Annotated in this window: 24 protein-coding genes; 10 read left to right on the top strand and 14 right to left on the bottom strand. The window is 38.7% G+C overall.

Annotation, left to right across the window (positions count from 1 at the left end; all coding sequences use genetic code 11):
- Nucleotides 1-14 precede the first annotated feature (14 nt).
- The 4 genes from CKV70_RS02850 to CKV70_RS02835 all read right to left on the bottom strand — a co-directional run bounded on the left by CKV70_RS02850 (nt 15) and on the right by CKV70_RS02835 (nt 4,296).
- Complete coding sequence (locus CKV70_RS02850; RefSeq protein WP_003721351.1) at nt 15-710, bottom strand: histidine phosphatase family protein; 696 nt, start codon at nt 708-710, stop codon at nt 15-17.
- Nucleotides 711-1,418, bottom strand: a complete 708-nt coding sequence (locus CKV70_RS02845; RefSeq protein ID WP_003721350.1) for a histidine phosphatase family protein — start codon at nt 1,416-1,418, stop codon at nt 711-713.
- A gap of 128 nt (nt 1,419-1,546) precedes the next feature.
- The gene (locus tag CKV70_RS02840; protein WP_014600568.1) at nt 1,547-3,025 is read right to left on the bottom strand and encodes a peptide MFS transporter; all 1,479 of its coding nucleotides are present in this window, start codon (nt 3,023-3,025) and stop codon (nt 1,547-1,549) included.
- A gap of 89 nt (nt 3,026-3,114) precedes the next feature.
- The gene (locus tag CKV70_RS02835) at nt 3,115-4,296 is read right to left on the bottom strand and encodes an iron-containing alcohol dehydrogenase (RefSeq protein ID WP_014600567.1); all 1,182 of its coding nucleotides are present in this window, start codon (nt 4,294-4,296) and stop codon (nt 3,115-3,117) included.
- 209 nt (nt 4,297-4,505) lie between these two features.
- Here CKV70_RS02835 and cbpA point away from each other — a divergent pair, with 209 nt between their 5' ends.
- Entirely contained in the window at nt 4,506-5,141 is a 636-nt protein-coding gene (gene cbpA, locus CKV70_RS02825) for a cyclic di-AMP binding protein CbpA (protein WP_003721347.1), read from the top strand.
- 56 nt (nt 5,142-5,197) lie between these two features.
- Here cbpA and CKV70_RS02820 read toward each other — a convergent pair whose 3' ends face one another.
- From CKV70_RS02820 to CKV70_RS02800, 5 genes are all read right to left on the bottom strand, one after another.
- On the bottom strand, nt 5,198-6,229 hold the full coding sequence (locus CKV70_RS02820; protein ID WP_014600566.1) for a WxLIP family cell surface protein: 1,032 nt from the start codon (nt 6,227-6,229) through the stop codon (nt 5,198-5,200).
- Between the two features lie 75 nt (nt 6,230-6,304).
- Nucleotides 6,305-7,147 (bottom strand): WxL domain-containing protein, encoded by an 843-nt coding sequence (locus CKV70_RS02815; RefSeq protein ID WP_003721345.1) that lies wholly within the window; start codon nt 7,145-7,147, stop codon nt 6,305-6,307.
- A 43-nt stretch (nt 7,148-7,190) separates the two neighbouring features.
- Nucleotides 7,191-7,487, bottom strand: coding sequence for an EF2685/EF0750 family sortase-dependent surface protein (locus CKV70_RS02810; RefSeq protein WP_010989512.1), 297 nt, complete (start codon nt 7,485-7,487; stop codon nt 7,191-7,193).
- A gap of 32 nt (nt 7,488-7,519) precedes the next feature.
- Nucleotides 7,520-9,541, bottom strand: coding sequence for a lmo0549 family WxL domain-containing class 2 internalin (locus tag CKV70_RS02805; RefSeq protein ID WP_014600565.1), 2,022 nt, complete (start codon nt 9,539-9,541; stop codon nt 7,520-7,522).
- Nucleotides 9,542-9,558: 17 nt separating this feature from the next.
- The gene (locus CKV70_RS02800) at nt 9,559-10,224 is read right to left on the bottom strand and encodes a Crp/Fnr family transcriptional regulator (protein ID WP_003721342.1); all 666 of its coding nucleotides are present in this window, start codon (nt 10,222-10,224) and stop codon (nt 9,559-9,561) included.
- Nucleotides 10,225-10,590: 366 nt separating this feature from the next.
- Here CKV70_RS02800 and CKV70_RS02795 point away from each other — a divergent pair, with 366 nt between their 5' ends.
- From CKV70_RS02795 to CKV70_RS02765, 7 genes are all read left to right on the top strand, one after another.
- Entirely contained in the window at nt 10,591-11,538 is a 948-nt protein-coding gene (locus CKV70_RS02795; protein WP_003721341.1) for a sugar-binding transcriptional regulator, read from the top strand.
- A 257-nt stretch (nt 11,539-11,795) separates the two neighbouring features.
- On the top strand, nt 11,796-13,046 hold the full coding sequence (locus CKV70_RS02790) for an NAD(P)H-dependent oxidoreductase (protein WP_014600564.1): 1,251 nt from the start codon (nt 11,796-11,798) through the stop codon (nt 13,044-13,046).
- Nucleotides 13,047-13,100: 54 nt separating this feature from the next.
- Nucleotides 13,101-13,481 carry a transcriptional regulator GutM gene (locus CKV70_RS02785; protein WP_014600563.1) on the top strand — a complete coding sequence of 127 codons (381 nt, stop codon included), beginning with the start codon at nt 13,101-13,103 and terminating at the stop codon, nt 13,479-13,481.
- 24 nt (nt 13,482-13,505) lie between these two features.
- Nucleotides 13,506-14,027: a PTS glucitol/sorbitol transporter subunit IIC gene (locus CKV70_RS02780; RefSeq protein WP_003721338.1), complete on the top strand. Its 522-nt coding sequence runs from the start codon at nt 13,506-13,508 to the stop codon at nt 14,025-14,027.
- Between the two features lie 20 nt (nt 14,028-14,047).
- Nucleotides 14,048-15,034 carry a PTS glucitol/sorbitol transporter subunit IIB gene (locus CKV70_RS02775; RefSeq protein WP_003721337.1) on the top strand — a complete coding sequence of 329 codons (987 nt, stop codon included), beginning with the start codon at nt 14,048-14,050 and terminating at the stop codon, nt 15,032-15,034.
- An 18-nt stretch (nt 15,035-15,052) separates the two neighbouring features.
- A complete protein-coding gene (locus tag CKV70_RS02770) occupies nt 15,053-15,403 on the top strand; it encodes a PTS glucitol/sorbitol transporter subunit IIA (RefSeq protein ID WP_003721336.1) in 351 nt (116 codons plus the stop codon).
- Nucleotides 15,404-15,513: 110 nt separating this feature from the next.
- Nucleotides 15,514-16,434, top strand: coding sequence for an ABC transporter substrate-binding protein (locus CKV70_RS02765; protein ID WP_014600562.1), 921 nt, complete (start codon nt 15,514-15,516; stop codon nt 16,432-16,434).
- Nucleotides 16,435-16,473: 39 nt separating this feature from the next.
- On the opposite strand, the gene CKV70_RS02760 is transcribed toward CKV70_RS02765, so the two are convergent.
- Complete coding sequence (locus CKV70_RS02760; protein WP_003721334.1) at nt 16,474-17,667, bottom strand: serine hydrolase domain-containing protein; 1,194 nt, start codon at nt 17,665-17,667, stop codon at nt 16,474-16,476.
- A 237-nt stretch (nt 17,668-17,904) separates the two neighbouring features.
- On the opposite strand from CKV70_RS02760, the gene CKV70_RS02755 reads away from it, so the two are divergent.
- Complete coding sequence (locus CKV70_RS02755; RefSeq protein WP_003721333.1) at nt 17,905-18,921, top strand: tagatose-bisphosphate aldolase; 1,017 nt, start codon at nt 17,905-17,907, stop codon at nt 18,919-18,921.
- A 47-nt stretch (nt 18,922-18,968) separates the two neighbouring features.
- Here the strand turns inward: CKV70_RS02755 and CKV70_RS02750 are convergent, their stop codons facing one another.
- From CKV70_RS02750 to CKV70_RS02740, 3 genes are all read right to left on the bottom strand, one after another.
- Nucleotides 18,969-20,144: a M20 family metallopeptidase gene (locus CKV70_RS02750; RefSeq protein WP_014600561.1), complete on the bottom strand. Its 1,176-nt coding sequence runs from the start codon at nt 20,142-20,144 to the stop codon at nt 18,969-18,971.
- Nucleotides 20,110-21,381 (bottom strand): Zn-dependent hydrolase, encoded by a 1,272-nt coding sequence (locus CKV70_RS02745; protein WP_014600560.1) that lies wholly within the window; start codon nt 21,379-21,381, stop codon nt 20,110-20,112. The genes CKV70_RS02750 and CKV70_RS02745 overlap by 35 nt, the downstream gene beginning before the upstream one ends.
- A gap of 103 nt (nt 21,382-21,484) precedes the next feature.
- Complete coding sequence (locus tag CKV70_RS02740; RefSeq protein ID WP_003721330.1) at nt 21,485-22,807, bottom strand: 6-phospho-beta-glucosidase; 1,323 nt, start codon at nt 22,805-22,807, stop codon at nt 21,485-21,487.
- Between the two features lie 171 nt (nt 22,808-22,978).
- On the opposite strand from CKV70_RS02740, the gene CKV70_RS02735 reads away from it, so the two are divergent.
- Entirely contained in the window at nt 22,979-23,947 is a 969-nt protein-coding gene (locus CKV70_RS02735) for a LacI family DNA-binding transcriptional regulator (protein WP_003721329.1), read from the top strand.
- Nucleotides 23,948-23,986: 39 nt separating this feature from the next.
- Here the strand turns inward: CKV70_RS02735 and CKV70_RS02730 are convergent, their stop codons facing one another.
- The gene (locus tag CKV70_RS02730; RefSeq protein WP_003721328.1) at nt 23,987-25,342 is read right to left on the bottom strand and encodes a PFL family protein; all 1,356 of its coding nucleotides are present in this window, start codon (nt 25,340-25,342) and stop codon (nt 23,987-23,989) included.
- Nucleotides 25,343-25,348: the final 6 nt, after the last annotated feature.

Genomic DNA, 25,348 nt, shown 5'->3' with positions numbered 1-25,348 from the left:
CCATTCTGGATTTTTTATACTAAAACTAATTTACCTGCTTCAATGTAACTTAAATCATTCACCGTTTCAATTGTCCATTCGCCATTTTCAAAACCAAGTCTTGTAACACTTGCATTGGCTAAGTCTGGATTAATTAATGACTTATCAAAAAAAGAAATAATCGTATTGATAGCCATTCCGTGAGAAACAACTAAAACGTTGGCATTTTCCACCTCATTTTCTGCACTAACTGTACCTAAAGCGTTTTTTAATCTAGCAACCATCTCATCCCAATTTTCAGACATACCAGTTTCATCAATCTTTTCCACAGTTTCTGAGATAATTTGATAACCATCATCGCCAAATTTTTCAAAAGCTTCTTCCATCGACCGGAAACCAAGGTGTTCCATTACTCTTCCAAACATAATATCTTCGTATTCCCCTTCGAACTTACCGAAACCAAATTCACGGAAATCGCGCAGCTCATTAATTTCCAGATGCGCCTGGTTGCTTTCGCGTAAAACGATACCAGCTGTTTCAATTGTTCTTCCACGATCACTCGTATAAACAGCATCAAATGGAATTTCACGAAGACCCCGACCTAAAAATTCTGCCACTTCGATCCCTTCATTTGTTAATGGTGTATCTGACCATCCTTGCACACGACGAGATGTATTGAACATCGTTTTGCCGTGCCTAACTAAGTACACATTCAGTTTTCCCGTTGCCACTTAAACTCCCCCTTGCGCCTTTTTTCCAGCTTCTACATAAAGCATATTTCCAGGTTCTTCAATCGAATATGCTCCATCTTCAAAAATAACTTTTGTCACGCTGGCATTTTCGATAATTCGTAAATTTTTACTAGGATCAATCATTTCAATAATACGATGAATAACCATACCATGCGCTACAACTAAGACATCTCCACCACCACGATTTTTGGCATCTGCAAGAATGGTATCGAGTCCAGCAGTTAGCCTTTCTTCAAAAATAGCTGAGTTTTCCGTCATTCCAGTCTCATCCATTTTGTGCACCGTATCAATGACAATATTGGAATTATTTTCAGAAGTTTTATCATAATAGCTTTCAATAGATTCAAAACCATGCGCCTTTGCAACCATTTTTAAAACGGCTTGATTATATTCCCCTTCAAATTTTCCGAAACCAAATTCACGCATTTCAGCTAATTTCTCCAATTTTAAATGATGGTTATCGCTTTCTTTCATTACAATTCGTGCAGTTTCGATGGCACGTCCTCGGTCACTTGCGTAAGCGGCTACAAAATTAGTCCCTTTTAAACCACGACCTAAATCATGCGCAACAAGTGCTCCTTCTTCGGTTAACGGCGAGTCAGCCCAGCCTTGTACCCGATCAAGTGTGTTTAAAATCGTCTTTCCATGTCGCGTTAAATAAATAACTACCCTGCTTGATGATTCCATGTATACACTCCTTTAAATTATCACTTCTCCCTTTAATAGTAGCAATCTTAGGAGTTAATGGCAAACTAATTTATTCCTAGCACAAAAAAACACTTCCTCCAAATAAGGAGAAAGTGCGCTTAATTCCTTTAATGAACGCCCTTCATATATTTTTTCAAGAATGGCGCGAAAATGAATAATGCGATTGCAAAAGCAATTGCTACAAAACCAGTAATTCCGAAATAAGCAATTTCTGTGTCAGCATTAAATAATTGTGTTAATTGTGCGTTAAATGATTGTCCCATTGCATCTGACAAGAACCATAAGCTCATCGTTTGAGATGCGAAAGCTTTTGGTGCTAGTTTCGTAGTCGCGGATAAACCAACTGGTGAGATAAACATTTCCCCAAAAATACAGATGAAGAAACTTAGTACTAACCAAAGCGGGCTTACAAGTGTTGTCGTGTTTCCGTGTAAAATACCTGGAAGCATCATAACAACGAAAGATAAACCAGCGAAGAATAGTCCAAGGGCAAATTTACGTGGTGTAGATGGTTGTCTATCACCAAGTTTCGTCCAAATCCATGCAAAAATTGGCGAAAGTGTAATAACAAACACTGGATTAAGCGACTGGAAATTGGCCGGATTTAAGTTCATACCCCAAATAGATAAATCCGTTCTTTCTGCCGCGAAAAGCGCCAATGTGGACGAGCCTTGTTCTTCAATCATCCAAAATAGTACAGCGATTAAAAATAACGGTATGTATGCAGTTAATCGTGATTTTTCGTCCGCCTCGGTTTTCTTGCTAGTCATCATCATAATAAAGTAAGCGAGTGGAACCCCAACGCCCATCACCGTTACAGCAAGGATAATCGTATCAATTGTTAAGCTACCTGTAATTAGCGTTAAAACAGCAATTAATAATCCTATGCCCAAAATAATGCCAATTATTTTGAATGTAAGACTTTTTGCTTCTGACCTTTGAAGCGGATTCGGCGCTTTTTTGCCAGCATCTTTTAAGTAACGTTTTCCTGTAAGAACATAAACAACGAGTGCGATTGCCATACCAACCGCCGCCACACCAAAACCAGCATGGTAACTTCCAGCGTTATCAGAAACAGCCGAAACGATTGGTGGAGCAATAAATGCACCTAAGTTAATCCCCATATAGAAGATACTAAAACCAGCATCACGACGATTATCGCCAGCTGGGTATAAATCGCCAACGACATTAGAAACATTCGGTTTAAGTAGTCCAGTTCCGAGAATAATAAATGCCATCGAACCAAATAGTGCCGCTGCTCCTCCATTTGGTAAAGCTAGTACAATATGCCCCACCATAATAAGGACTCCACCGTAAAAAATGGTCTTTCGCGCCCCCAAGACACGGTCAGCAAACCAGCCACCAATGACTCCTGACATAAATACTAATGAACCATAAATAGACATAATTGCTGTTGCCGTTGATTGGCTAAATCCAAGTCCACCGTCTGCTACTGCGGTGTACATATAATAAAGTAATAATGCGCGCATTCCGTAATAGGAGAATCGCTCCCAAAATTCGGTATTAAATAATGTAGCAAGGCCACGCGGATGCCCGAAAAACGTCTTTTCCTTATTGGTACTCAAGAAATTTCGCCCTCTTTCATTTTCTATTGATTTTTATTTAAGTAAGCAAATTTCTTCTCTAAAGATTTGCGCAAAAGTTTCGTTATCCATTATAAAGCATTTGTATAAATTTGACGAGATACTTCTAATGTTTGGTCACCGCGTTCTGAAATATTCGTTAAACCATGTCGGTCTAATTGATCAACGAGTAAGTCTACCACTTCTTCGCCAAGCCCATAATCACTAAATCTAGTTCCTGCTCCTAAGCTTTCAAAGAACTCTCGTGTTTTGAGGATCGCTGCATCTATTTTTTCTTCATCGCTACCACTCGTAATTCCCCACACTCGTTCCGCATATTGCACTAATTTATCATGCTTTTCACTGCGACGAACATCTAAAAGAGACGGGAGAACAATTGCTAACGTACGTGCATGGTCAATTCCATAAAGCGCTGTGATTTCGTGACCTAAACTGTGGCTTGCCCAGTCTTGCGGAACGCCTCTGGATAAGGTTCCATTGAGTGCATTTGTAGCTGACCACATAAAAGTAGCACGTGTATTATAATCATAATTATCTTCTTTGATAACATCTGGACCAATTTCAATTAAAGTTTGTAGCAGGCTTTCAGCATAACGATCTTGCAGCAAAGCACCTACTGGATAAGTCATATATTGTTCCATTACGTGCACATATGCGTCCATAATACCATTTGCAAGTTGACGTTTTGGAAGTGTGTATGTAAGTTCTGGATCAAGTAAAGAAAAAACAGGATAAGTATAAGCACTACCAAAGCCAAGTTTCGCTTTCTTCTCCACAAAAGTGATTACACCACCACTATTCATTTCAGAACCAGTTGCAGGAAGTGTTAGTACTGTCCCAAAAGGAAGTGCCTTTGTAATCGGACGTTTTTCGCCAATTCCACTACCGAAAATATCCATCGGTTCCCCGTCGAATAATGCTCCCGCTGCAACGAATTTTGTTCCGTCAATTACTGACCCGCCACCGACTGCAAGTAAAAAGTCATAGTTTTCTTCTTTGACTAATTGGATAGCTTTAATTAATGTTTCGTATGTAGGGTTCGCTTCAATACCACCAAATTCGCCTACTTCGCGTGATTTAAGAGCTGCTTTTACTTTATCTAAGGTTCCAAAACGTTCTACACTTCCACCACCATACAAAATCAATACTTTTTTATCTTGCGGAATCACTTCATTTAATTCATTAAAACGGTTTTTACCAAAAATAATATGCGTAGGGTTATAATAATCAAAGTTCAACATTTCTTTTTGCATGTTAACGTCCTTCTTTCTGTTTATAAATTTACATAGCATAGTTAATAATACACTTTTTTTAGAAAATTTAAACCTCATGCCAAAAGTTTCCATTTATATAAGTAAATAATCGCATTTTTTCCGAATTATCGTACCTGATAACAGTGATTTTCTATACAAAAGTCCTACTTTACGTTAAAATGAAAGGGAAGAAGAATGGAGTGAAGAACATGTTGATAAAAAACCTTTGTATCCCTAAAATAAATTTAACAACCGTCCCTGGAGATGCAACTTTACAAGAGGCTATCCATTTACTTGAAGAATCTGGTTATCGCTGTGTTCCTGTATTAGACGAAAAAGGTGAAAAATTCTTAGGTAATATTTATAAAATGCATATTTACAAACACGCAGCTAACGGTGGTAGTCTTAGTGACCCAGTAATGAGCTTAATTAAAAATGCAACGAAGCATATTTGCGTCAATGCATCTTTCTTTGAAGTCTTTTTTACAATCAAAGAGCTTCCATATATTGCGGTTTTAAATGAGCAAGGTAACTTTTATGGAATTTTAACACACGGAAAATTACTTGGTTTGCTCCAAGATGGCTGGAATGTGAAAACGACTAGCTATGTTCTTACGATTGCGACTGGCGAAGTTCAAGGGGCCTTAACTAAAATCACTAAAATTATCGACCGTTATTCGAGCATCTCAAGTTTAATCACTTTAGACAATCAAACGGAAGATTTCATTCGCCGCGTACTTGTTTCCTTACCAGTTGGCGTAACGGAAGAGAAGAAAAATGAAATTGTTTCTCACTTAGAACGCAAAGGACTTCGTGTCGTAGAAACTGAAAAAATCGAAAAATAATTGAAACAGCTTGAAAATGAGGTAATTTCTCATTTTCAAGCTGTTTTTTCGTTAGGCTATTTTTCATTTTCCTGTTTTTTCTTTGCTGCTCGTTTGCCGACAAAGTAAGTTGTGATAATAAGAAGAATGAAAAGCAATACTCCACCTACGATATACATCCACGTGTAGTCTTTCTCCAGTCCAAGAGCTGCTTTATTGGCTTTTTTTGCTTGATCAGAAGAGATAGTGAATTCTTTTGTCCACTCCCATTTATCTTCTTTGTTCTTAGCAACTAAATGCACTTTATATTTACCTGGTTTTAACTCTTGATTTTCCCAATCTACACTATAATTAAAATTGGAATTTGGCGCCATTGATAAGTCTGTGCGTTTTGATTCATGTAAAACTTTTTCGCTGCCTTTCTTATATATTTTTGCATCCACGGCCAGTCCACCAACTAAGGTCGCTTTTGTATTTTGCAAATTCATTTCGACTACATTTCGGTAATTTCTGGTCGCTGGTTTAATTTGATTTAATTCTAATTCTGGCTTTACGACGGTCGTTTTTTCGGTTAATTTGACACCAATGACGTAGGCGTATTCATTTTTAATTTGGACATCGTTTTCGCTGGACTCTTTTTCTTTATCCTCTTCTTTCTTTTCTTGAAAATGTAATCCTCCTAATATAATGCCGTGATAGTTTTCAGCGGGCATTTGAATAGCCGCTGTCCAAATTTTGGTTTCGTTTGGCTTAAGTGTAACCTCAGAGACACTTTCCTTCACTATATCTGCAAAGGGGTATTTTAACGTTTTATCTGGTTTCGTGTTTGGTATGGAGTAATCCACGTAGCCCATCTCATTGGTAACGGCTGTATTGGCAACGCAATTAACGGTGATTTCTTCTTTACTATGGTTAGTAATTTCCACTTTTAATGTTTGTTTCTGCTTGGGGTTCATTTGCAAATCGAAATAGGTCACACTAGATGCCTGATTGTCAGGGAGAATTGCTTTTACGGAAAAACTACTATTTTCTGTTGCGTACGCCTGCTGTCCTGGAAAACAAAGAATAGCTAGTATACAAGCAAAGATGATAGTGCATATTTTTTTCAAGTGTCTCTTTCCTCCTAATTGCTCAATGTAAAAAGAGAAAACAACATCCAAAAATGAAGTTTTCTCTTAAAAATGTTAAACTGCTGGTGTATCGCTTAAAGTCCAAGTTAATGTACTTTGATAAGTTCCATCAGCGACAACGACGTTTTTCGGAATGGATAATTTTGGTTTGGAAGTATCTGTTGCGGACACTGCTTGGGAACCAAAGCTATCTGTCCATGTGCCCATCCCCTGGTCATCGTTAAAGTTGGTCGGTGTAGCTGTTTGCATATCTTTAGCCGCCATTACAGGAACTGCTGCGCCGCCAGTCATTGAAATTGTTACGCTATCATATCCAGTTGGCGCTTGAGCGGTAGAAGTCGCTGAACTAACAGTCGATTTGGGAATAGTTAGCTCTGCACCCGGAATCGTTTTTGCTGGTGTAGAAGAATCTTTGAAAGCACTACCCGTCACGGAAAGTGTCCAACCTGTATTAGTACCACGAACATCACTAATTTGCGCATAAGGAGTTACTTTCTTAGTTACAGAAACTTCCCCTGGCAAATCTTGTTGTCCATTACCATTTGCGTCTACATAAGTAGAAATCGTATCATCCGCTGCATGCACATTTAACGCACCAGAAGATAAGCTAGAAACGTTATGCGTACCAAAATCCCAATCAGATACGGCTAAAATCCAAAGTCCGTCTGTACCTACAGGAGGATCAGTTGGATCCGGAATAACTGGGTCTGGATCAACTGGATCTGGATTTACTGGATCTGGATCTGGCGTGGTGCTTTTATCAAATTTTACAATCCCTTTGGAATCTTTCGTTACGGAAGTGGCAGCTGAAGCAAAATCTCCAGAAAGTACTGGCGCCACAATCAATCCTAATGCTAATAAACTCGCTGTTGTTACCTTTACTGTTCTACTTGTCATTATTATTCTCCTCTTTCTGATATCCTTTTTTTATCGTGCAGTTTCACCGAATTTCTTCCCTCACCTCCTTAAAATAGCCTTTTTTCGCGATTAAAATGAAACCAACCCCTAGTAAAACAAGATAAAAATCAGCTGTATCTCCTGTTTTCGGCAGTCTTTTGGGAGGAACTTTGGTCGGAAAAGTGCCGCTTCTGTCATCTGTTCCAGTTTTTGGTTTTCGGGGGTCATGCGTGAAAATCACTCCCGCTTTACTTGTCGCTTTATCCGTATTTGCTTTCACATAAAATGGCGACGCGCACACAAATAAACAACAAATCAAAATGAATCCCATTTTTTTCAATTTAGATAGCTCCTTTTGTTCAAAATAGACAATTATGGTCGAGGCGCATCCTCTAGTGTCCACGTGATTTTCGACTCATAGGAATCGTTCACTAGCGCATCATTTGGCTCAATTTCCATGGATAAACTGTCTTCCAGATTGAAAACAGTGGAATCATATTTCGGGTCAGTAACAGCTGATTGTTTCTTTTCGATAGGTTGATTCGTCGTATTTAAATAAATCGGACTGCTGGAAGGCGATTTGCTTTGATATTTTAGCGAAGTTTGAAGTATATCGCCGCCGCTATTGGTAAATGGCGTCATCGCACCCGTTATCGTCCAGCCTTGCCGCACAGTTCGTCTATCGATCACCTCTAACTCAGCCTTTCCAGACGAACCATAGCATTTAAGTGTTTGTTTCTTATCTGAAATTGGTACGGAATCTGCATTTGCATCTATATCCATTCGAAATTCATCTGGGATTTGCAATTCCAAAAGTTCTTTTACGTGAACAATGACTGTAACAGGTATTGCATCTTGCTCATAGTATCCACTTTTAGGCGAAGTAAGAGTTACAACATAATCTCCCGCCGTATTAAGTCTTACTTTATATATAAAGTCATCTCTTAGTGTTCCTTCACCTGTCAAAGTTGCATTTACATCTGCTCGAAATTGAGTAGCATTTACTTTATCTCCTACTAAATAGGTGTATTCTGCATCTGCAGTTATGACTGGTGGCTTATACTTAATCGTTACCATAATATTGGCCTCCGCATTTCCTTCAATATTAGAAGCTTTGACAGCAACCCAGTAAATACCTACAGTGTTTAGATTCTTTAGTTTCACATCAAAATCGCTTGTAATTGTTGTTGGTTGATCTGTTATCAAATTGACATCGTTTAGAAATTGTTGTTCCGTAAGTGATGTACCTATCTCATAAGTAAGGCCTGAATTGTAAGACACAACTTGTGGTGGTTCAATATAAGTTAATGGTTGAGTAATCGTACCCCTGAAGTCCACTAGGCTATTGCTACCATTTAACGGAAAATTCTCGTCCCACGAATAGGTAACTCCTGGAAACAAAGGAGAGTAATAAAACGGTTTTTTAGCCATTTCTTCTGCTGAATATGTAATTTTAGAAGTAATAGGATCAATAGTTGCTTTGGGTTTAGTAGCAGTTATTTTAACTGGCTTGGTTGTTCCGAAAATAGATGGCTGTATAGAAAATTCATACTTACTAGAAGTAACTACCGGTTCCATATCTAATGTTTGATATCGAACATATAATCGCTGTAAATTAGGCATTTTGTTATTTGTAAGACTAGATAAATCAGTAATATGATTCTCATCCAAATTAAATATCTTTATTTTAGTACTGGCAAATTTAGCAAGTGGCGAAACATCTGATATATTATTTCTTTCCAAAGATATTTCTTCTAAATTAGGGAATTTATTAGGCAGCTTTGGAAAAAGGGATAAATCAGAAATGTTATTACCTCCTAAGTCTATATCGTTAAGCGTTGGTGCACTCAGTTCAGTAAGAGGTGAAATATCTGAAATATTACCATTATTAATATTTAACCGATATAACTGCGAGTATCCATTTGGTGCCTTTAAAAAAGGAGATAAATCCTTACATTGTTTATCAAACTGTAACCGTACATCGTAAAGATTAGGTAGATATTGAATGCCTTCGATACTTCCTATAGTAGCAACTGAAGTTAAGTACCACATTCTATTTAACTCTACCTCAGTAACAACATCATCCACTTTCCAATCCGTTTTAGTAGGTGTTTGAAAATTGTTATTTTCTGTTCGTCCTAGCTGGTTTGCGACAGTTTTTGCCATCCCTTCATCGGGAAACAAATCTGCTATCGTGCTATTTGCTGGAATTGTTAGCGGGCTAGCCTTCAAATTTTTAGGTGTATTTACATTTTTTAACGTAGATGACTTATCATCTAGTAGTTCCGGACTCTTAGGTACTTCTTTTCCTGTTTCTACAGCCTTCGAATAAACCGGAACAATAAATGCTAAAATTAAAACAAACAGCAGAACTACTTTCCAATTAAATTTCATTATTTTTATGTCTCCTTTTAAATGCTAGTTAGCTGGTTTTCATAATGACTTGCTACTTTTTTTTGAACAATAAAAGTATTTTCATGCGGTTTTAAAATTTCTTGCTCCAATAAGCGAATTCGTTGTCTATAAAAAGCTGCTTTGGATAAAGTACTGTATTCAATTAAGACTTTCAATGTCACTTCTGGTGGCAACGAAACATTTCCGTTTTCATCCGTTTTACCAATGAGTTCTCCCAAATATTTCATGGCATAATATAGTTTTTCTTTATGCTCTTTGCCGTTAAGTAATGCTCGATAATATAAATGCCGCCCGATTCTCTTTAGAAAGAAATATTGAAAACCAAAATTTTCGGGAAATAATGTTAATGCATATTCAATATCTTCTTTTTTATATTCGTATACTTCACAGTTATCTGAGAGAGCAATATTTGTCACAAACTCTGGCTGATCTTCTAAAATGGAATAACGTAGAAAAATACCTGGTTCAAATATAGATAAGAGTTTTTCTGGAGATTCATATGTATAACTGCTTATATAACCATTTATTAGTAAAACAACATTACTAAATTTAGAAGCGTTCTCCATTAAATTTTCGCCACGTCTTAGCTTGCGTTTCGTGTGTCTAATCCCATATTTTTGCATCATGTCAACAAACTCTTTATATGTAAATAACTTTTCCACTATAGCCCACTCCTTTTCTAAAATAATTTAGTAAGCGATATATAAGTTGGGCGAGAACTCAACTTATGTTACCATGTGCGGCTTGGCAGATTTTCTCCATAGAGATGGAATAATAATATTTCTTCTAGAATAATTCTAAAAAAGTTTGGTGAATTCCTCGTAAATAAGAATAAAATTTGTTTGTTTTTTTGTCACAAATAAATAGTATGCACACTAGCCATTTCAAAATTACTCCTTTTCCGGCAAAAACGATGCTCCTATCTACCCTAACTTTTCATAAAGCAAATTGTATGATACTATTAGCATAAAACATTTGTGACAGCATATAACTTTTGTTCCATTATGATGTAAATGGAGGTAAGTAGAATGAAATGGGAAGAAAAAAGAGATATGGTGAAAATCGCTACATGGTACTATCACTACGGCTGGACCCAAGCACAAATAGCCAAAAAAATCGGGATATCTAGATCCATTATTTCTAAAACTTTACAACGTGCAAAAGACTTAGGTATTGTGGAAATCTTCATTAAAGACGAAACTTACTACACGGTAGATTTAGAACAAAAATTAGAAGAAAAGTTTGGTCTAGAGGAAGCGATTGTCGTTGCAACGCACGATATGTCTGAGGAAGAAGCACTGAATTTCCTTGCTAAAGAAGCTGCCTACACACTGAGTAAAAGGATTGCTAAAGTAAAAACTCTCGGGATTTCATGGGGGAAAACAATTCGCAAATTTGCTAATGAATTCCCATTCATCCCGCATAAAGACTTAACAATTATTCCGCTTATAGGTGGAATGGGATCGAGTGATATTGATCTGCACTCCAACCAAATTTGTTATGATTTAAAGAAAAAAATGAAATGCCACTCCAAATATTTATATGCGCCTGCGCTCGTTGAAGATACGGAAATGAAAACCGATTTATCCAAAAACAAATATATTAGCGAAGTATTAGAAGAAGGAAAAACGGTTGATATGGCTATTGTCGGTGTATCGAGCCCTTATAATCACAGCACAATGGAAGAAATCGGCTATATTAATTCTGAAGATATTGAAGAACTACGCTATAAAGATGTTGTCGGTGATATTAATTCACGCTTTTTCACAGCAGACGGAAAAGAAGCAAAAACTGAGATTAACACCCATGTCATCGGTCTTAGTCTAGAGGAGTTGAAGAACATCCCAACCGTCGTCGCACTTGCAAACGGATTACAAAAAAAAGAAGCATTAGTGGCAGCTCTTAATGCCGGATTGATAGATGTGATTGTGATTACTGATAGAATGGCCGAATACATTCTTCAAAAAAACGACTAAAAAATAATCCTTACTATAAAATACAAAACCCCCAAAAGCTCTCTCCCGCAAAGGAATGAGCTTTTTTTATTTCTCGAAAAATAAAAAAAGCTAATATTTCATTGACGAAAAAATGTTAAAGTGTTATATTTAATTTGTGAAATACGACATTTGTCACTAATGGTGACAAATGTTACAAAATTCATTTATTAGGATAAAATAGCTTTATCCGGAGTTTTGTTTTAATAAATGAAAACGATTACTAGGAGGAACTTGAAATGACTTTATATAGACAGTTACTTGCTCGTGAGAACGAAAATAATCCGATTCGCGTTGGTGTTATCGGCGCTGGTCAAATGGGGTTCGGTATGATTTCGCAAATCGCCGCAATTCCAGGTATGAGTGTCGTTGGTATTAGCGATATTCATGTAGAAGCAGCACAAAAAGCCGCAGATGCTTACAATGCCACCGCTACAAAAAAAGAAAAAATTCTATTATCTAATGACTTTAAAGAAATTATTCATTCTGATCTTGTAGAAGTGGTTGTCGATGCTACTGGTGTTCCAGAAGTCGGCGCAAAAATTTCCTTAGAAACTTTACTTGCTAAAAAACAACTCGTTTTACTTAATGTAGAAATTGATATTACTATCGGACCGTTAATGAAAAAATTATATGACAGCGCTGGCCTCGTATATACTGGCTCCGATGGCGACGAACCCGCTGCAATAACTGAACTTTACGAATTTTCCAAATCAATGGGTATGGAAGTCCTTGTCGCTGGTAAAGGAAAAAATAATAAACTTAAAATCAGCGCTAACCCTGATAGTTGCCAAGTGGAAGCCGACGGGAAAAACATGGCGTCTCACATGCTAGCAGCTTTCCAAGATGGAACTAAAACAATGGCAGAAATGAACTTACTTTCTAATGCTATTGGCTATGTACCAGACGTTGTTGGAATGCATGGTATTTCTGGTGATGTTGATTCTGTCATCAAAGACCTAGACTTAAAAGACCAAGGTGGTATTTTAAACAAATTTGGCGTTGTAGAATATGTAGACGGTTTGGCACCTGGCGTATTCGTTATCGTCAAAGGACAAAATGAAGGCGTTAGTCACGAACTTAGCTACCTCATGAAAAAAGGCGACCGCGATCATCACATCCTTTATCGTCCTTATCACTTAGCAAGCCTTGAAACACCTCTAACCATTGCAAAAGCTGTGTTGAACCACGATCACGCTATTGTTCCAATGGGCGCACCAGTTTCCGAAACGGTTGCAGTTGCTAAAAAAGACATAGCTACAGGTGAAAAATTAGATGGCATTGGCGGTTTCTGTGTACGCGGTGTACTTGAAACTCACGTCGATATGGCAACGAATGGTCATATTCCAATCGGCTTGATTAGCGGTGAGGTAGTAGCCCGCAGAAATATCAAAGCTGGCACATTTATTAATGACGAAGACGTTTCATTAGATGAATCCACTACTGTTTGGAAACTTAGAAAACTGCAGGATGAAACATTTAGTAAATAAATTCAACTTGGTGGGAAGTGATTCGTCTTCCCACCCTCTAAGGAGGAAAAGTAAATGAATATTGTCCTTATTGCTTCCCTCATTTTCATTGCTCAGACATGTCTTGGCTTTTTCCAAGTCAAGTATTATCAACATCATATGAACAAAGTTGCGAATAAATATGCTGGGAAAATCGGTTATCATCTTTATTCTGAAATGGAACGACTAAAATTTCGCACGAGTGCTGTAGCCATCATAGTTGTAAATGAAAACCATATTGTTCATGAATGCCAAATTTTAACCGGAAAGACAGTTTTCGCCCAGTTCAAGACTTTCACCAACTACCATCATAAAGAATTATCCGAAATATTAACGGAACTTAGCAGTAAAAATAAGAATACAATTCAAGAAAAAGCAATTATAAAAACAGTCAACAGTTGTATGAAAGCGCTTTAAATAACTAAAAAGGAGTGTTTCCTAGTGAATTATATTGAATGGTTTGGAACAAACTTTATCGGCCTATTTGAGGCTGGCGGCAAACAGTTTGTGAGTTTTATGACAGGAATTGTCCCTCTTTTAATTGTCCTTTTAACTTTTACTTACTCGATTATCGCCTTTATCGGGGAGGAACGAGTCAACCGAGCAATCCAATTTTCAGCCAAGAACATGATTTTGCGTTATACCTTAATGCCCGTTTTATCCGTACTGATGCTAACAAATCCAATGGCTTATACATTCGGTCGTTTTGTTAAAGAGCATCAGAAACCAGCTTTTTATGACTCCGTTGTATCGTTTTTGCATCCAGTCACAGGATTATTTCCGTATGCGAATGCTGGTGAATTATTTGTTTATCTAGGCATTGCTAATGGTGTGGTTGAAGCTGGATATAGTATGTCAAGCCTTGCAGTTCGTTACTTCCTAGCTGGCATCGTGGTTATATTAATGCGTGGTGTGATTACAGAAACAATTACGAAATTCTTAATGCGAAAAGAAAAAGTCTGAAATAGAAGGAGGCAAATGAAATGTATCAATCAATTCATGTGAATAAAGGTCAAGGTGGTTGGGGAGTTGGACTAGATATCACTCCGAGCGAACCGAGAACAAAAGTTGTTTCTATTACTGGTGGTGGTATTCATCCCGTAGCACTGAGAATTGCTGAATTATCTGGAGCTGAAGCCGTGGATGGCTTTAAAAATTCAATTCCTGAAGAAGAAATGATGTGTGTTGTTATTGATTGTGGTGGCACTGCTCGAATTGGAGTTTATCCGATGAAACGTATTCCAACAGTCGATGTTCTTCCTTCTTCTCCATCAGGCCCACTCGCAAAACATATTACAGAAGATATTTTTGTTTCTGGCGTCAAACCTGAAGATATTGAAGTTCGAGATATAAGCGCTGAGCCTGGTAAACCATTTGACAGAGAGAAATTCAAAGAAGATTATGCCAAAATTAAAGAAGACCAAAAAGAAGCAAGCGAATTAAAAGAAGGCTTTCTCGTAAAATTTTCACGCGGTATCGGGAAGGCAATGGGCGTTTTCTATCAAGCCGGGCGTGATTCCGTTGATATGCTCATTAAAAACATTATTCCGTTTATGGCTTTTATTAGTATGATTATCGGTATTATTAATTACACTGGGATTGGGAAATTAATTGCGAATACACTCTCTCCACTTGCTGGATCACTGTGGGGAATGTTACTAATTGCGTTTATTTGTAGTTTGCCTTTTCTTTCACCGATTCTTGGACCTGGGGCGGTTATCGCTCAAGTAATTGGTGTTTTAATCGGATCCCAAATTGCGATTGGTGCGATTCCAGTTACTTACGCCCTACCAGCACTATTTGCGATTAATGCTCAAGCTGGTTGTGACTTTATCCCCGTAGGACTTTCTCTTGCAGAAGCTAAGCCAAAAACGGTTCAGTTCGGCGTTCCAGCCATTCTTTATAGCCGGATGATTACTGGTGTCCTTGCCGTTGTTATCGCATGGGTATTCAGTATCGGTATGTATTAATTTTAGGAGGAATTTGCTATGACTATAAGTAAAATTATGGAAATCGGGCCACTTGTCCCCGCTTTTGAAGAAGAAAAAATTGTTATTTTATTCGGACCAACAGCTACTAATGAATTACGTGAAATATCGGTTATTCACGAATTCCAAGATGCACCGAATAACGCCCTTACTAAAGGGAACACATTACTAATTGGCGAACAAGTGTATACAATAGAAGAAGTCGGCACAGACGCAAACAAAAACCTCGAAGAACTTGGTCATATTTCCGTTTATTTCCGCTCAGGACAAAATGAAGTTTTACCGGGAGCTATTGTTGTTTCTCCAGAAGTTTTTCCAACAATTACGGTTGGCGATAGTATTCAATTTTAAACATAAAAATTTTTTGTGTTATATTTCACCTTGTCAATCCTCCCTGTTTTCGATATAATTACTTTTGTAACGATAATGAAAATCATTTTCAATTAGGGAGGAAATACACAATGCACCAAAAGCATAAATGGGCTGCTATTTTGATGACTGTGCTTTTAGCAGTAGTATTAACCGCTTGTGGCAGTTCTTCGGATAAAGACTCAAGCAAAGAAAAGGAATCCGCAACAAAAACGGTCACTGATACAACGGACCGCAAAGTAGAAGTTCCAACAACGCCGAAAAGAATTGTCGCACTTCAAAACGTAAGCGAAATGGAAATTCTTGGCGTTAAACCTGTTGGTACAACTGATTATTACATCACTACATACCCTGATGCAACAAAAGGGACAGAAAGTGTTGGTAATGACAAACCTAGTATTGAAAAAATCGCTAATTTAAAACCAGACTTAATTATTATTAGTGATTACCAAAAAGATCTTTTAGAGAATTTGGAAAAAGTGGCTCCTGTTTATATCACGCATTTTGGTGATACTCCGGACAAACAACTTTCTAACATTGCTAATCTCTTAAATAAAAAAGCAGAGAAAGAAAAATGGGACAAAGATTACGCGGCAAGCTCCAAAGAAGCAAAAGCAACACTCAAAAATGCTGGTGTTGCGAACGAAAAAGCTGCAGTAATTCAATTTTATGGTAAAGAAATCTATGTGCACGATGCAAAAGTCTTTGACGGCTTATACTCCGGCGCGGGTTTCACACCAACAGACGCTGCTAAAGCAAACAAAGAAACAAAAGCTATTTCTAGTGAAGCAATTCCTGAATATGCAGCTGGAGCAGATCGTCTCTTCATCTTAATGCCAGCTGATGGCAACACGGATTCTGTGGATGAAATGCTAAAAGGTGTTTGGAAAGATATTCCAGCCGTGAAGAAAAACCAAGTGTATAAAGTGGATAATACTAAATGGAGCGACTACAGTGCCGCTGCTCAACTTTATCAAATGGAAGATGCTGTAAAACAAATTACTGGTAAATAATAAAAAAACTCGATTCTACAAACAGAATCGAGTTTTTTATTATTTATTTAAGAAACCATAAATATCATTATTCACTTTTCCGAATGAAGCAATGTAGTTTTGGACGTTGGAGAATAATATAACGTAAGTTCTTCCGGTATGGCTAAAGCTATTAGACACGTCCCATCCGGTCACAACTCCGTGACTATTATAACTCCCTGGATCCACATAGAATCCCATTCCATAAGTTGATTTGCTTCCTTTTGTGAACATTTTCTTCAAACTTGCTTCAGAAATCAATTTTTTATCCATCAATGCTTTGTCAAACAAATACATATCCGTTGTAGACATACTAATGTCCCCTGCACCATATAATTTCGTTAAGTCTGCAAGCTTTGGACTTTGAAAGACTCCATTTTCATCAATTTTATAGCCTGTTGATACGTTTTTTCCCCCATCAACATCTTTTTGATAGTATCCTGTATGCTTCATTCCTGCAGGGTTAAATATATTTTCTTGAAGATATGTGGCTAAAGGTTGCCCACTAATTTTTTCTACAAGATAACCCACTACAGTATAATTAGCATCCATATAATCCCATTTCCCAGGTTGTGATTTAATTCCCCGCTTCTCAATAGCTTTAACAATTTGATCCGGTGTCATATTACTTGTTAAGTTTGGTCGTCCAACAATACCAGATGTATGATTCATAAAGTTCTTCACTAAAATCTTATTACCATTAGGAAAATCAGGTATATACTTCGAAATTGGATCATTCGTGTTTATTTTACCTTTTTCTTCTAATTGTAAAAGTGCAGTTGCTATGATTGCTTTTTGAGAAGATCCAATATAAAACAAAGTATCTGGTGTATTCAATACTTTGTCATCACGATTTGCATACATATACCCTTTTTGTATGATAGTTTCTCCATCGCGAACTACAAGTGCCGAACCACTAAAACCAATTTTTTGTAAATAGTTATCAATTTCTTGATTTTTTACAATTGTTTCCTTTGGCTTTTCTTCTACTGGTTCAGGCTCTTTCGTTTCTTCTGGCTCATTAGTTGCTGCATTTTCCGATGGGTTTGTCGCAGTTGCTGCTTTCTTCTTAGTTGGTGCGGATACTGTTTGCTCTTGTTTACTTTTGAATTCGTATATCATCCAACTAGTGGCAATAAACATTAGAAATACAGTACTCAACACGATAATCATGTTCTTGCGTCTTTTGTGTTTACGTCTTTCGCGTCGATTCATTTCATCACTCCTGGTCTAGTCTTATCGTTAAATGACTTTCCCAAAAGAGAATGTATTAGTAGAAATTATCCCAAATTTCTATTAATACCTAACACTCCACATACATCGTAATTTATTACTTCAGATAAATCAATGCGGAAATATACCTATGTTTTAAAAAAATTATTCAGTGGTATAATAAGGAAGGATAAATTGATTAAAGCAACAACAAATTGCTATAAAGGAGACTAGATAAAAATGGTACAAATAACAAAAGGTAAATTTGATGGTTTACAAAGACTCTCCAACGATAAAGGTGTCATTGCAGCGCTTGCCATTGACCAACGTGGCTCACTCAAAAAAATGATCCAACAAGCTAAAGGAACAGAAAATAAAAAGGATGTAGAGGACTTCAAACAACTTGTTTCTGAAGAACTAACTCCTTATGCTTCTGCAATTTTGCTTGATTTAGAATATGGTACTCCAGCAATCAAAGCTCGCCACGAAGGTAGCGGACTTTTAACTTCTTATGAAAAAACAGGATATGACGCAACTACTCCTGGTAAACTTCCTGATTTAATTGAAGATTTATCAGCACTTCGTATTAAAGAAAATGGTGGAGATGCAGTTAAAATTCTTGTTTATTATGATCCAGATGAGCCTGCTGAAATTAATGAAATCAAATATGCCTTTTTAGAAAGAATTGGTGCTGAATGTCGCGCAGTTGATATTCCATTTTTCTTAGAGCCAATTACTTATGATGCAACAGTTACTGATTCTGGTTCTCTAGAATATGCTAAATTGAAACCAGCAAAAGTAAAAGCTTCTATTAAAGAATTCTCTAAACCTCGTTATGGTGTAGATGTACTTAAACTTGAAGTTCCAGTTAACTTTAAATATGTGGAAGGTTTTGCTGAAGGTGAAGTAGCTTATACGCAAGACGAGGCAGCTCGTCATTTTGAAGAGTGTTCCGACTTAAGCCCACTTCCATTTATTTATCTAAGTGCTGGTGTAACTTCTGAAATGTTCCATAAAACAATCCAATTCGCGAACCAACATAACGTGCAGTATAGCGGCGTTCTTTGTGGTCGTGCAACTTGGGCTGATGGTATTGAAGTGTATGGTAAACAAGGCGATGACGCTTTACGTGAATGGCTTCGTACACAAGGAAAAGAAAACATTACTTCTCTTGATAAATTGCTTGATGAAGGTGCCGTTCCTTGGTGGACAAAATATGGTTCTTTCGAAGACGTACACGTTGTAGAAAAACAATAGTATGCAAAAAGCCTCCAGTTAATTTAATTAGCTGGAGGCTTTTTTTGTTAATTTTGATTTAAATAATTATAAGCAAATTGGGCATATAGCTCGGCGCCATTTTTCATAACACATTCATCAATATTAAAGCGACCGTGGTGATGGGCCCATTCTGTGTCTTTTTCTGGATTGCCGCAGCCAACGAGTGCGAAACTTCCGGGAGCTTCATCTTGAAAATAGCTGAAGTCTTCGCCGCCCGTGGTTGGACGTTCAAAGTAAAGCATCTCTTCGCCGAATGATTCTGTGATTGTTTCTTGGACGAGTAGTGCGCTTTTTTCGTCGTTGATTACTGGTTGTGTGCCTTGTTTGTATATCATTTCTGCCGTGCCACCGTAGATAGCGGCGGTTTGTTTGGCGTAGTGTTCAATTGATTTTGCGACTTTGGCGCGCGTTGTGTTGTTGAAGCAACGAAGCGTTCCTTCCAAACGGGCATTTTCTGCGATGACATTGTAGCGAGTGCCGACATCCATTTTGCCAATAGTAACTACAACGGGGTCAAGGGGGTCTGTTTCGCGAGCTACTATGGCTTGGAGATTCATGATGAACGAGGAAGCGATGACGGCAGCGTCGATTGTATCATGCGGCATTGCTCCGTGACCACCTTGACCTTTGAAGTCGATTTGAATAATATCTGCTGAGGCGAATGTGGAGCCGACTACGCACGATATCTTTCCACTTGGAGTTTGGGACCAGATATGAATTCCAAACACGTGGTCCACGTCTTCCATCGCTCCTTGGGCAATCATTTCTTTGGCGCCCTCCGCAATTTCTTCTGACGGTTGAAAAATGAAGCGAACTGTTCCAGGTAGTTCGTCTTTTATTTCTACGAGTGCTTTTGCCGCGGCTATTAGCATCGCTGTATGAGCATCGTGACCACAGGCGTGCATTTTGCCGTCTTCTGTGGATTTATATGGGAGGTCTTGATTTAGTTCTTGGACTGGGAGTGCGTCCATATCAGCACGCAAGGCAACTGTTTTTCCTGATTTCCCGCCTTTGAGTTCCGCGATTAATCCGGTTGGTTCCGTGCGACGGTAAGGAATGTCCAGTTTGTCTAATTCTTTGGCAACTTGGTCGGTTGTGCGAAATTCTTGCCATTGGAGTTCGGGATGCATGTGCAAATCACGGCGGAAGGCAATCATTTCACTTTCGTTATTTAAAACTATTTGTTTTATTTTCTGATTCATTCGCGCTTTCCTCCGTCCATTTTTTTACTGTCTTGAGTACGACTTCAATTCCTTTTTGTAGCTTGTCGTAATCGGTCCATTCTTCTGGAGCATGACTTATGCCGTTGTGGCTAGGAACAAAAATCAAGCCCACTTCGGTTAAACTAGCGAAAATCATCGCGTCGTGCCCGGCCCCGCTAACCATTGTTCGATACTTAAAGCCCAATTGGTCGGCACTTTCGGTTAGAGCTTGATGAATCTCTTTTGATAAATGGGTTGGTTGTTGGTAAATCATATCTTTTATTTCGCAAGTAATACCATTTTTTTCGGTGGCTTGAATGATTTCTTTCGTTTTTGCTAATGTATTTTGGACGTGAATTTCGTCTTTTGCGCGAATGTCCACGGTGAAAATGACTTTATCTGGAATAACATTTGCGCCATTTGGATAGACGTTTAGTTTGCCGACTGTTAGCACAGTTCCGCCACCTTCTTGGATAGCGAGTTCTGGCAATTGCCCTAAAATTTCGACAGCGGAAACTAGCGCATCTTTTCGGTCAAGCATCGGGGTTGTGCCTGCATGGCCGGCTTGCCCTTTTACGGTTACTTTGATTTGTGTTAAACCGACTACTGTATCGACTAGCGCTACGTCTTCACTGGCATTTTCGAGGATGGGGCCTTGTTCGATATGCAGTTCGATAAATGCTTTCACGGACTCTTTTGTGCGAATGGCTCTATGTACTCGGTTTGCGTTAAATCCTAGTTTCGCCATGGCATCCGCAGCTGTAATGCCATCTATATCTTTCATTTCGTGTAGCATTTCTGTTGTGACTTTGCCTGTGATTGCTCGTGAGGCAAGAAGTCCTGCGCCAAAACGAGAGCCTTCTTCTTCCACCATCGCAATAATTTCAAGCGGAAAATGTGGTTTAATTTGTTGTTCGTGGAAAACACTGGCTACTTCAAGCCCGGTAATGACGCCAGCTGGTCCGTCAAAAGCACCACCATTTGGCACAGAGTCAAAATGAGAACCGACGATTACTGCTGGTAAATCTGGACTTTCCCCTTCTAGTCGTCCGTAAATATTCCCAATCGCATCTTCTGAAACAGTAAGACCAACTTTAGCCATTTCTTGTTTTAAATAGTTGCGCGCGTCGAGGTCTTCTTTGCTATATGTAAGCCGCGTTGTCCCCTGACCCGGAGTTGCTGTGAAAGTATCTAGTTTCTCGATGTGTTTTTTTATTCTTTCAAGATTTGTTTGCATCAATCACACCTCCTTTTTTCTATTTTACAGGAAACTTGAAAAAATGCTCGCTAAAACAACTCATAAAAAAAGTGATCCCTGTTTTCAAGGGATCACTTGCAAATTATTTAGCGAATTGTGGTAAGAACTCTTTGTGTGCTTCTAGCATTTCATCTAGAATTGTTTTTGCTAAGTCGCCGCTTGGAACGAGTGGGTTGGAAGTGAAGGCTTGCAGTGCAGTTGCGTAATCGCCTGTTACTGCTGCTTCGATAGTCAATTCTTCCATGGATTTCATCACTTGTAGTAAGCCGCGTTGTGCTGGTGGGAATTTACCGAAATTGATTGGTTCCGCACCGTGCGCACGAATAACACTTGTGATTTCTACTGCACTATCATAAGGAACATCATCAATTGCGCCATTATTACGAGTAGATACTACCATTACTGTACCTTTGTTGTTGTAAATAGAATTGATGATTTCACAAGCTGCATCACTGTAGTGTGCGCCGCCGCGTTTGGATAATTCTTCTGGTTTGTAATCAAGATTTGGATCTTTATATAATTCGAATAAGCTGTCTTCTAGTTTTTTCACGACTTCTCCGCGAGTACCTTCGTTTTTGAAAGATGCCAGTTCTTCTTCAAGCATTGCATCCGTCATGTAGTAGTAGCGGTGATATGGACAAGGAAGCATTTTTAGGTGTTTTACTTGTTCATATAAGAAGCGCATGTTTTTAATGTTTTCAACGACTTTTCCAGGGTTAGCATCTGGTGCGTAAAGGCCATCGATAACTTTTTCTGTTAATTCAGTACCATCTTTGTCAAAAACGCGATGCCAGTGCAAGTGGTTGATTCCTGCGAATTTGAAGAATAAATCTTCTTCTGGTTTTTCTAAAACGTCGGATGCGCTTTTCACAGCTCCGATTGGCACGTTACAAAGACCGATAACTTTATCCCAGTTGCCGTAACGAAGAACGGCTTCTGTTACCATACCTGCTGGGTTTGTAAAGTTGATTAACCAAGCATCTGGGCAAAGTTCGCGCATATCTTCTACAATACCAAGAATAACGGGAATCGTACGGAATGCTTTAAACATCCCACCTGCTCCATTTGTTTCTTGACCGATGATACCGTGGCTAAGTGGAATTCTTTCATCTTTAATACGAGCGTCTAATAAACCAACACGAAATTGTGTTGTAACAAAATCAGCATCTTTTAAAGCTTCACGACGGTCGAGTGTTAAATGTACTTCGCAGTCAATGTTCGCTGCTTTGACCATACGTTTTGCCATATTGCCAACGATTTCTAATTTTTCACGACCAGCTTCAATATCTACTAGCCAAAGTTCTCTGATTGGAAGTTCATGATAGCGTTTAATAAATCCTTCAACAAGTTCTGGTGTGTAACTGGAACCCCCACCAATTGTAACGATTTTTACACCTTTTTTCATAATATACTTACCTCCTAGAATTTTAAAGCGTTTTCTTTTCTTCTAGTTCATCATAATTCATGTAATGCATTACAGGTCAAGCACTTATTTTAAATTTATCTAAACTGGCTATTTGACGGGCTTTTTTGGTATACTAATTACAGAGCTAAGAGAAACCGAGGTGTTTGGCAATTGGCAAATATACAAGAAATCGCGAAACTAGCGGGTGTTTCATCAGCAACAGTTTCCCGAGTGATTAATAAGCGCGACTATGTAAGTGATGAAACGCGAAAACGTGTCCAGACAATTATTGACAAGTTAGATTACGTTCCGAATATAAATGCTGTGTCACTAAAAAAAGGTGCAACCAAATTAATTGGCATGGTCATTCCTAGTTTTACAGATTCACTTAATGTATTTTTAAAGAGTTTTACGATGATTGCGCAAGAGCATGGCTATAATGTCACGCTGTTTATGACGCGGATTGATCCAGATAAAGAACTGGAAGCCCTTGAAATGCTGCGCCAAAAACAAATCGATGCGCTCGTTCTCGTGATTCGGTCGAATGATTGGAAAACGATTGAGCATTATACAAAATACGGCCCGATTGTCACTTGGCAACGCGTCGAAAGTGAAAAAATTCCTTCTGTATTTATGAATCAATATGATGGCTACACGCTCGGTCTAGAACATTTGTATGCAAAAGGCTACCGGAAATTTGTGAATGTGTACGGCAATACGACTGGGCTCAATACGCAAAGTCGCATGCTTGCTTTTAAAGATTTTTGCGCACGTTATGAGCTTGATCCTCATGAGTTTAGACAGTTTTATGGACAAGGCTCTCGGCAAGACGGGGAAAAGATTGCACATTGGTTTGCGGAAACGGAGCATAAACCTGACGCCTTTTTGACACCGAATGATTATTTTGCGGCTGGGCTTTTGACGGAAGCAAGACGGCTTGGATATAGTGTTCCGGAAGATTTTGCGATTTGTGGTTTTGATAATATGGAAATCGCGCATTTGCTTGATATCACAACGATTCACTACCCAGTAAATTTGCAGGCTGAAAATGCTTTTACGCTCATTATGAATCAATTATTTGGTAGCAATTTGCCACTGCTCGATTTAGATTTTCATTTAGTTGAACGAAAAACGACATAATAAAAGGTTTCCTCGCAAATTTGGAGGAAACCCTTTTTGTTAGTTTTTAAAAGAATGGATTGGTGCTGGAATTCGACCACCGCGGGCAATGAAGTCAACGGAAGATTTACCGTTTACTGGCATTACTGGTGCTGTTCCTAGCAATCCGCCGAATTCGACCATGTCGCCAACTTTTGTCCCGCTTGCCGGAATCACTCGGACAGCAGTTGTTTTATTATTTATTACGCCAATCGCGGCCTCATCAGCAATCATTGCTGCTAGTGTTTCAGCGGTTGTGTCACCTGGTACGGCAATCATATCCAGACCAACCGAGCAAATTGCTGTCATTGCTTCTAATTTTTCGAGGTTGAGCGCTCCTTGTTGCACAGCTTCAATCATACCCGCGTCCTCAGAAACAGGAATGAATGCGCCTGATAAACCACCGACATGTCCACAAGCCATGACCCCGCCTTTTTTCACTGCATCATTTAAAAGTGCGAGTGCCGCTGTCGTGCCATGCGTTCCAACCATTTCTAGTCCCATCTCTTCTAAAATGTGCGCGACCGAATCACCAATCGCTGGAGTTGGCGCAAGTGATAAATCGACAATTCCAAAAGGAACGCCGAGTTTTTCGGAAGCGACTTGACCAACGAGTTGACCCATTCTAGTGATTTTAAATGCTGTTTGTTTGACTGTTTCAGCAACGATATCAAATGGTTCACCTTTTACTTTTTCGATAGCACGTTTAACCACACCTGGGCCGCTGACACCAACATTGATAACGCAATCCGCTTCACCAACACCGTGGAATGCCCCGGCCATAAAAGGATTATCCTCGACTGCATTGGCAAATACAACGAGTTTCGCGCAACCTAGGCCTTGTGTATCTGCTGTTAAGTCCGCAGTTTCCTTGATTACCTCACCCATTTGACGTACAGCATCCATATTGATTCCAGTTCGCGTCGAGCCAACATTGACCGATGAGCATACGCGTTCCGTTTGTGCGAGTGCTTGCGGAATCGAACGAATCAGGATTTCGTCGCCTTTCGTGTAACCTTTTTGAACGAGTGCGGAATAGCCGCCAATAAAATTCACGCCAACTTCTTTTGCTGCGGCATCAAGCGTTTTGGCAAATTCTACGTAGTCAGTATCAGCACTCGATCCCGCGATAATCGCAATCGGTGTGACAGAAATTCGTTTATTAATAATTGGAATGCCAAACTCAGATTCAATCGCTTCACCAACTGCAACTAAATTACGCGCTTTGGTGACGATTTTTTGATAGATTTTCTTTCGAGCCACTTCGCCGTCGCCGTCCATACAATCTAGCAAAGAAATCCCCATCGTAATCGTCCGGATATCCAATTTTTCTTCTTCAATCATTCGTATCGTTTCTAAAATTTGATTTGTTTCCATACTAGA

The organism is Listeria monocytogenes, assembly GCF_900187225.1.
Lineage (GTDB): Bacteria > Bacillota > Bacilli > Lactobacillales > Listeriaceae > Listeria > Listeria monocytogenes.
The sequence above is the reverse complement of the archived record's forward strand: the minus strand, read 5'-3'. Positions and strand labels throughout refer to the sequence as shown.

What these genes read in the sequence shown, in the direction of transcription:
- CKV70_RS02770 (WP_003721336.1), top strand. Translation starts at nt 15,053, where the DNA reads ATGACTATAAGTAAAATTATGGAAATCGGGCCACTTGTCCCCGCTTTT.
- CKV70_RS02805 (WP_014600565.1), bottom strand. Translation starts at nt 9,541, where the DNA reads ATGAAATTTAATTGGAAAGTAGTTCTGCTGTTTGTTTTAATTTTAGCA.
- CKV70_RS02785 (WP_014600563.1), top strand. Translation starts at nt 13,101, where the DNA reads ATGAATATTGTCCTTATTGCTTCCCTCATTTTCATTGCTCAGACATGT.
- cbpA (WP_003721347.1), top strand. Translation starts at nt 4,506, where the DNA reads ATGTTGATAAAAAACCTTTGTATCCCTAAAATAAATTTAACAACCGTC.
- CKV70_RS02815 (WP_003721345.1), bottom strand. Translation starts at nt 7,147, where the DNA reads ATGACAAGTAGAACAGTAAAGGTAACAACAGCGAGTTTATTAGCATTA.
- CKV70_RS02775 (WP_003721337.1), top strand. Translation starts at nt 14,048, where the DNA reads ATGTATCAATCAATTCATGTGAATAAAGGTCAAGGTGGTTGGGGAGTT.
- CKV70_RS02755 (WP_003721333.1), top strand. Translation starts at nt 17,905, where the DNA reads ATGGTACAAATAACAAAAGGTAAATTTGATGGTTTACAAAGACTCTCC.
- CKV70_RS02835 (WP_014600567.1), bottom strand. Translation starts at nt 4,296, where the DNA reads ATGCAAAAAGAAATGTTGAACTTTGATTATTATAACCCTACGCATATT.
- CKV70_RS02795 (WP_003721341.1), top strand. Translation starts at nt 10,591, where the DNA reads ATGAAATGGGAAGAAAAAAGAGATATGGTGAAAATCGCTACATGGTAC.
- CKV70_RS02745 (WP_014600560.1), bottom strand. Translation starts at nt 21,381, where the DNA reads ATGCAAACAAATCTTGAAAGAATAAAAAAACACATCGAGAAACTAGAT.
- CKV70_RS02790 (WP_014600564.1), top strand. Translation starts at nt 11,796, where the DNA reads ATGACTTTATATAGACAGTTACTTGCTCGTGAGAACGAAAATAATCCG.
- CKV70_RS02760 (WP_003721334.1), bottom strand. Translation starts at nt 17,667, where the DNA reads ATGAATCGACGCGAAAGACGTAAACACAAAAGACGCAAGAACATGATT.
- CKV70_RS02765 (WP_014600562.1), top strand. Translation starts at nt 15,514, where the DNA reads ATGCACCAAAAGCATAAATGGGCTGCTATTTTGATGACTGTGCTTTTA.
- CKV70_RS02730 (WP_003721328.1), bottom strand. Translation starts at nt 25,342, where the DNA reads ATGGAAACAAATCAAATTTTAGAAACGATACGAATGATTGAAGAAGAA.
- CKV70_RS02845 (WP_003721350.1), bottom strand. Translation starts at nt 1,418, where the DNA reads ATGGAATCATCAAGCAGGGTAGTTATTTATTTAACGCGACATGGAAAG.
- CKV70_RS02740 (WP_003721330.1), bottom strand. Translation starts at nt 22,807, where the DNA reads ATGAAAAAAGGTGTAAAAATCGTTACAATTGGTGGGGGTTCCAGTTAC.
- CKV70_RS02750 (WP_014600561.1), bottom strand. Translation starts at nt 20,144, where the DNA reads ATGAATCAGAAAATAAAACAAATAGTTTTAAATAACGAAAGTGAAATG.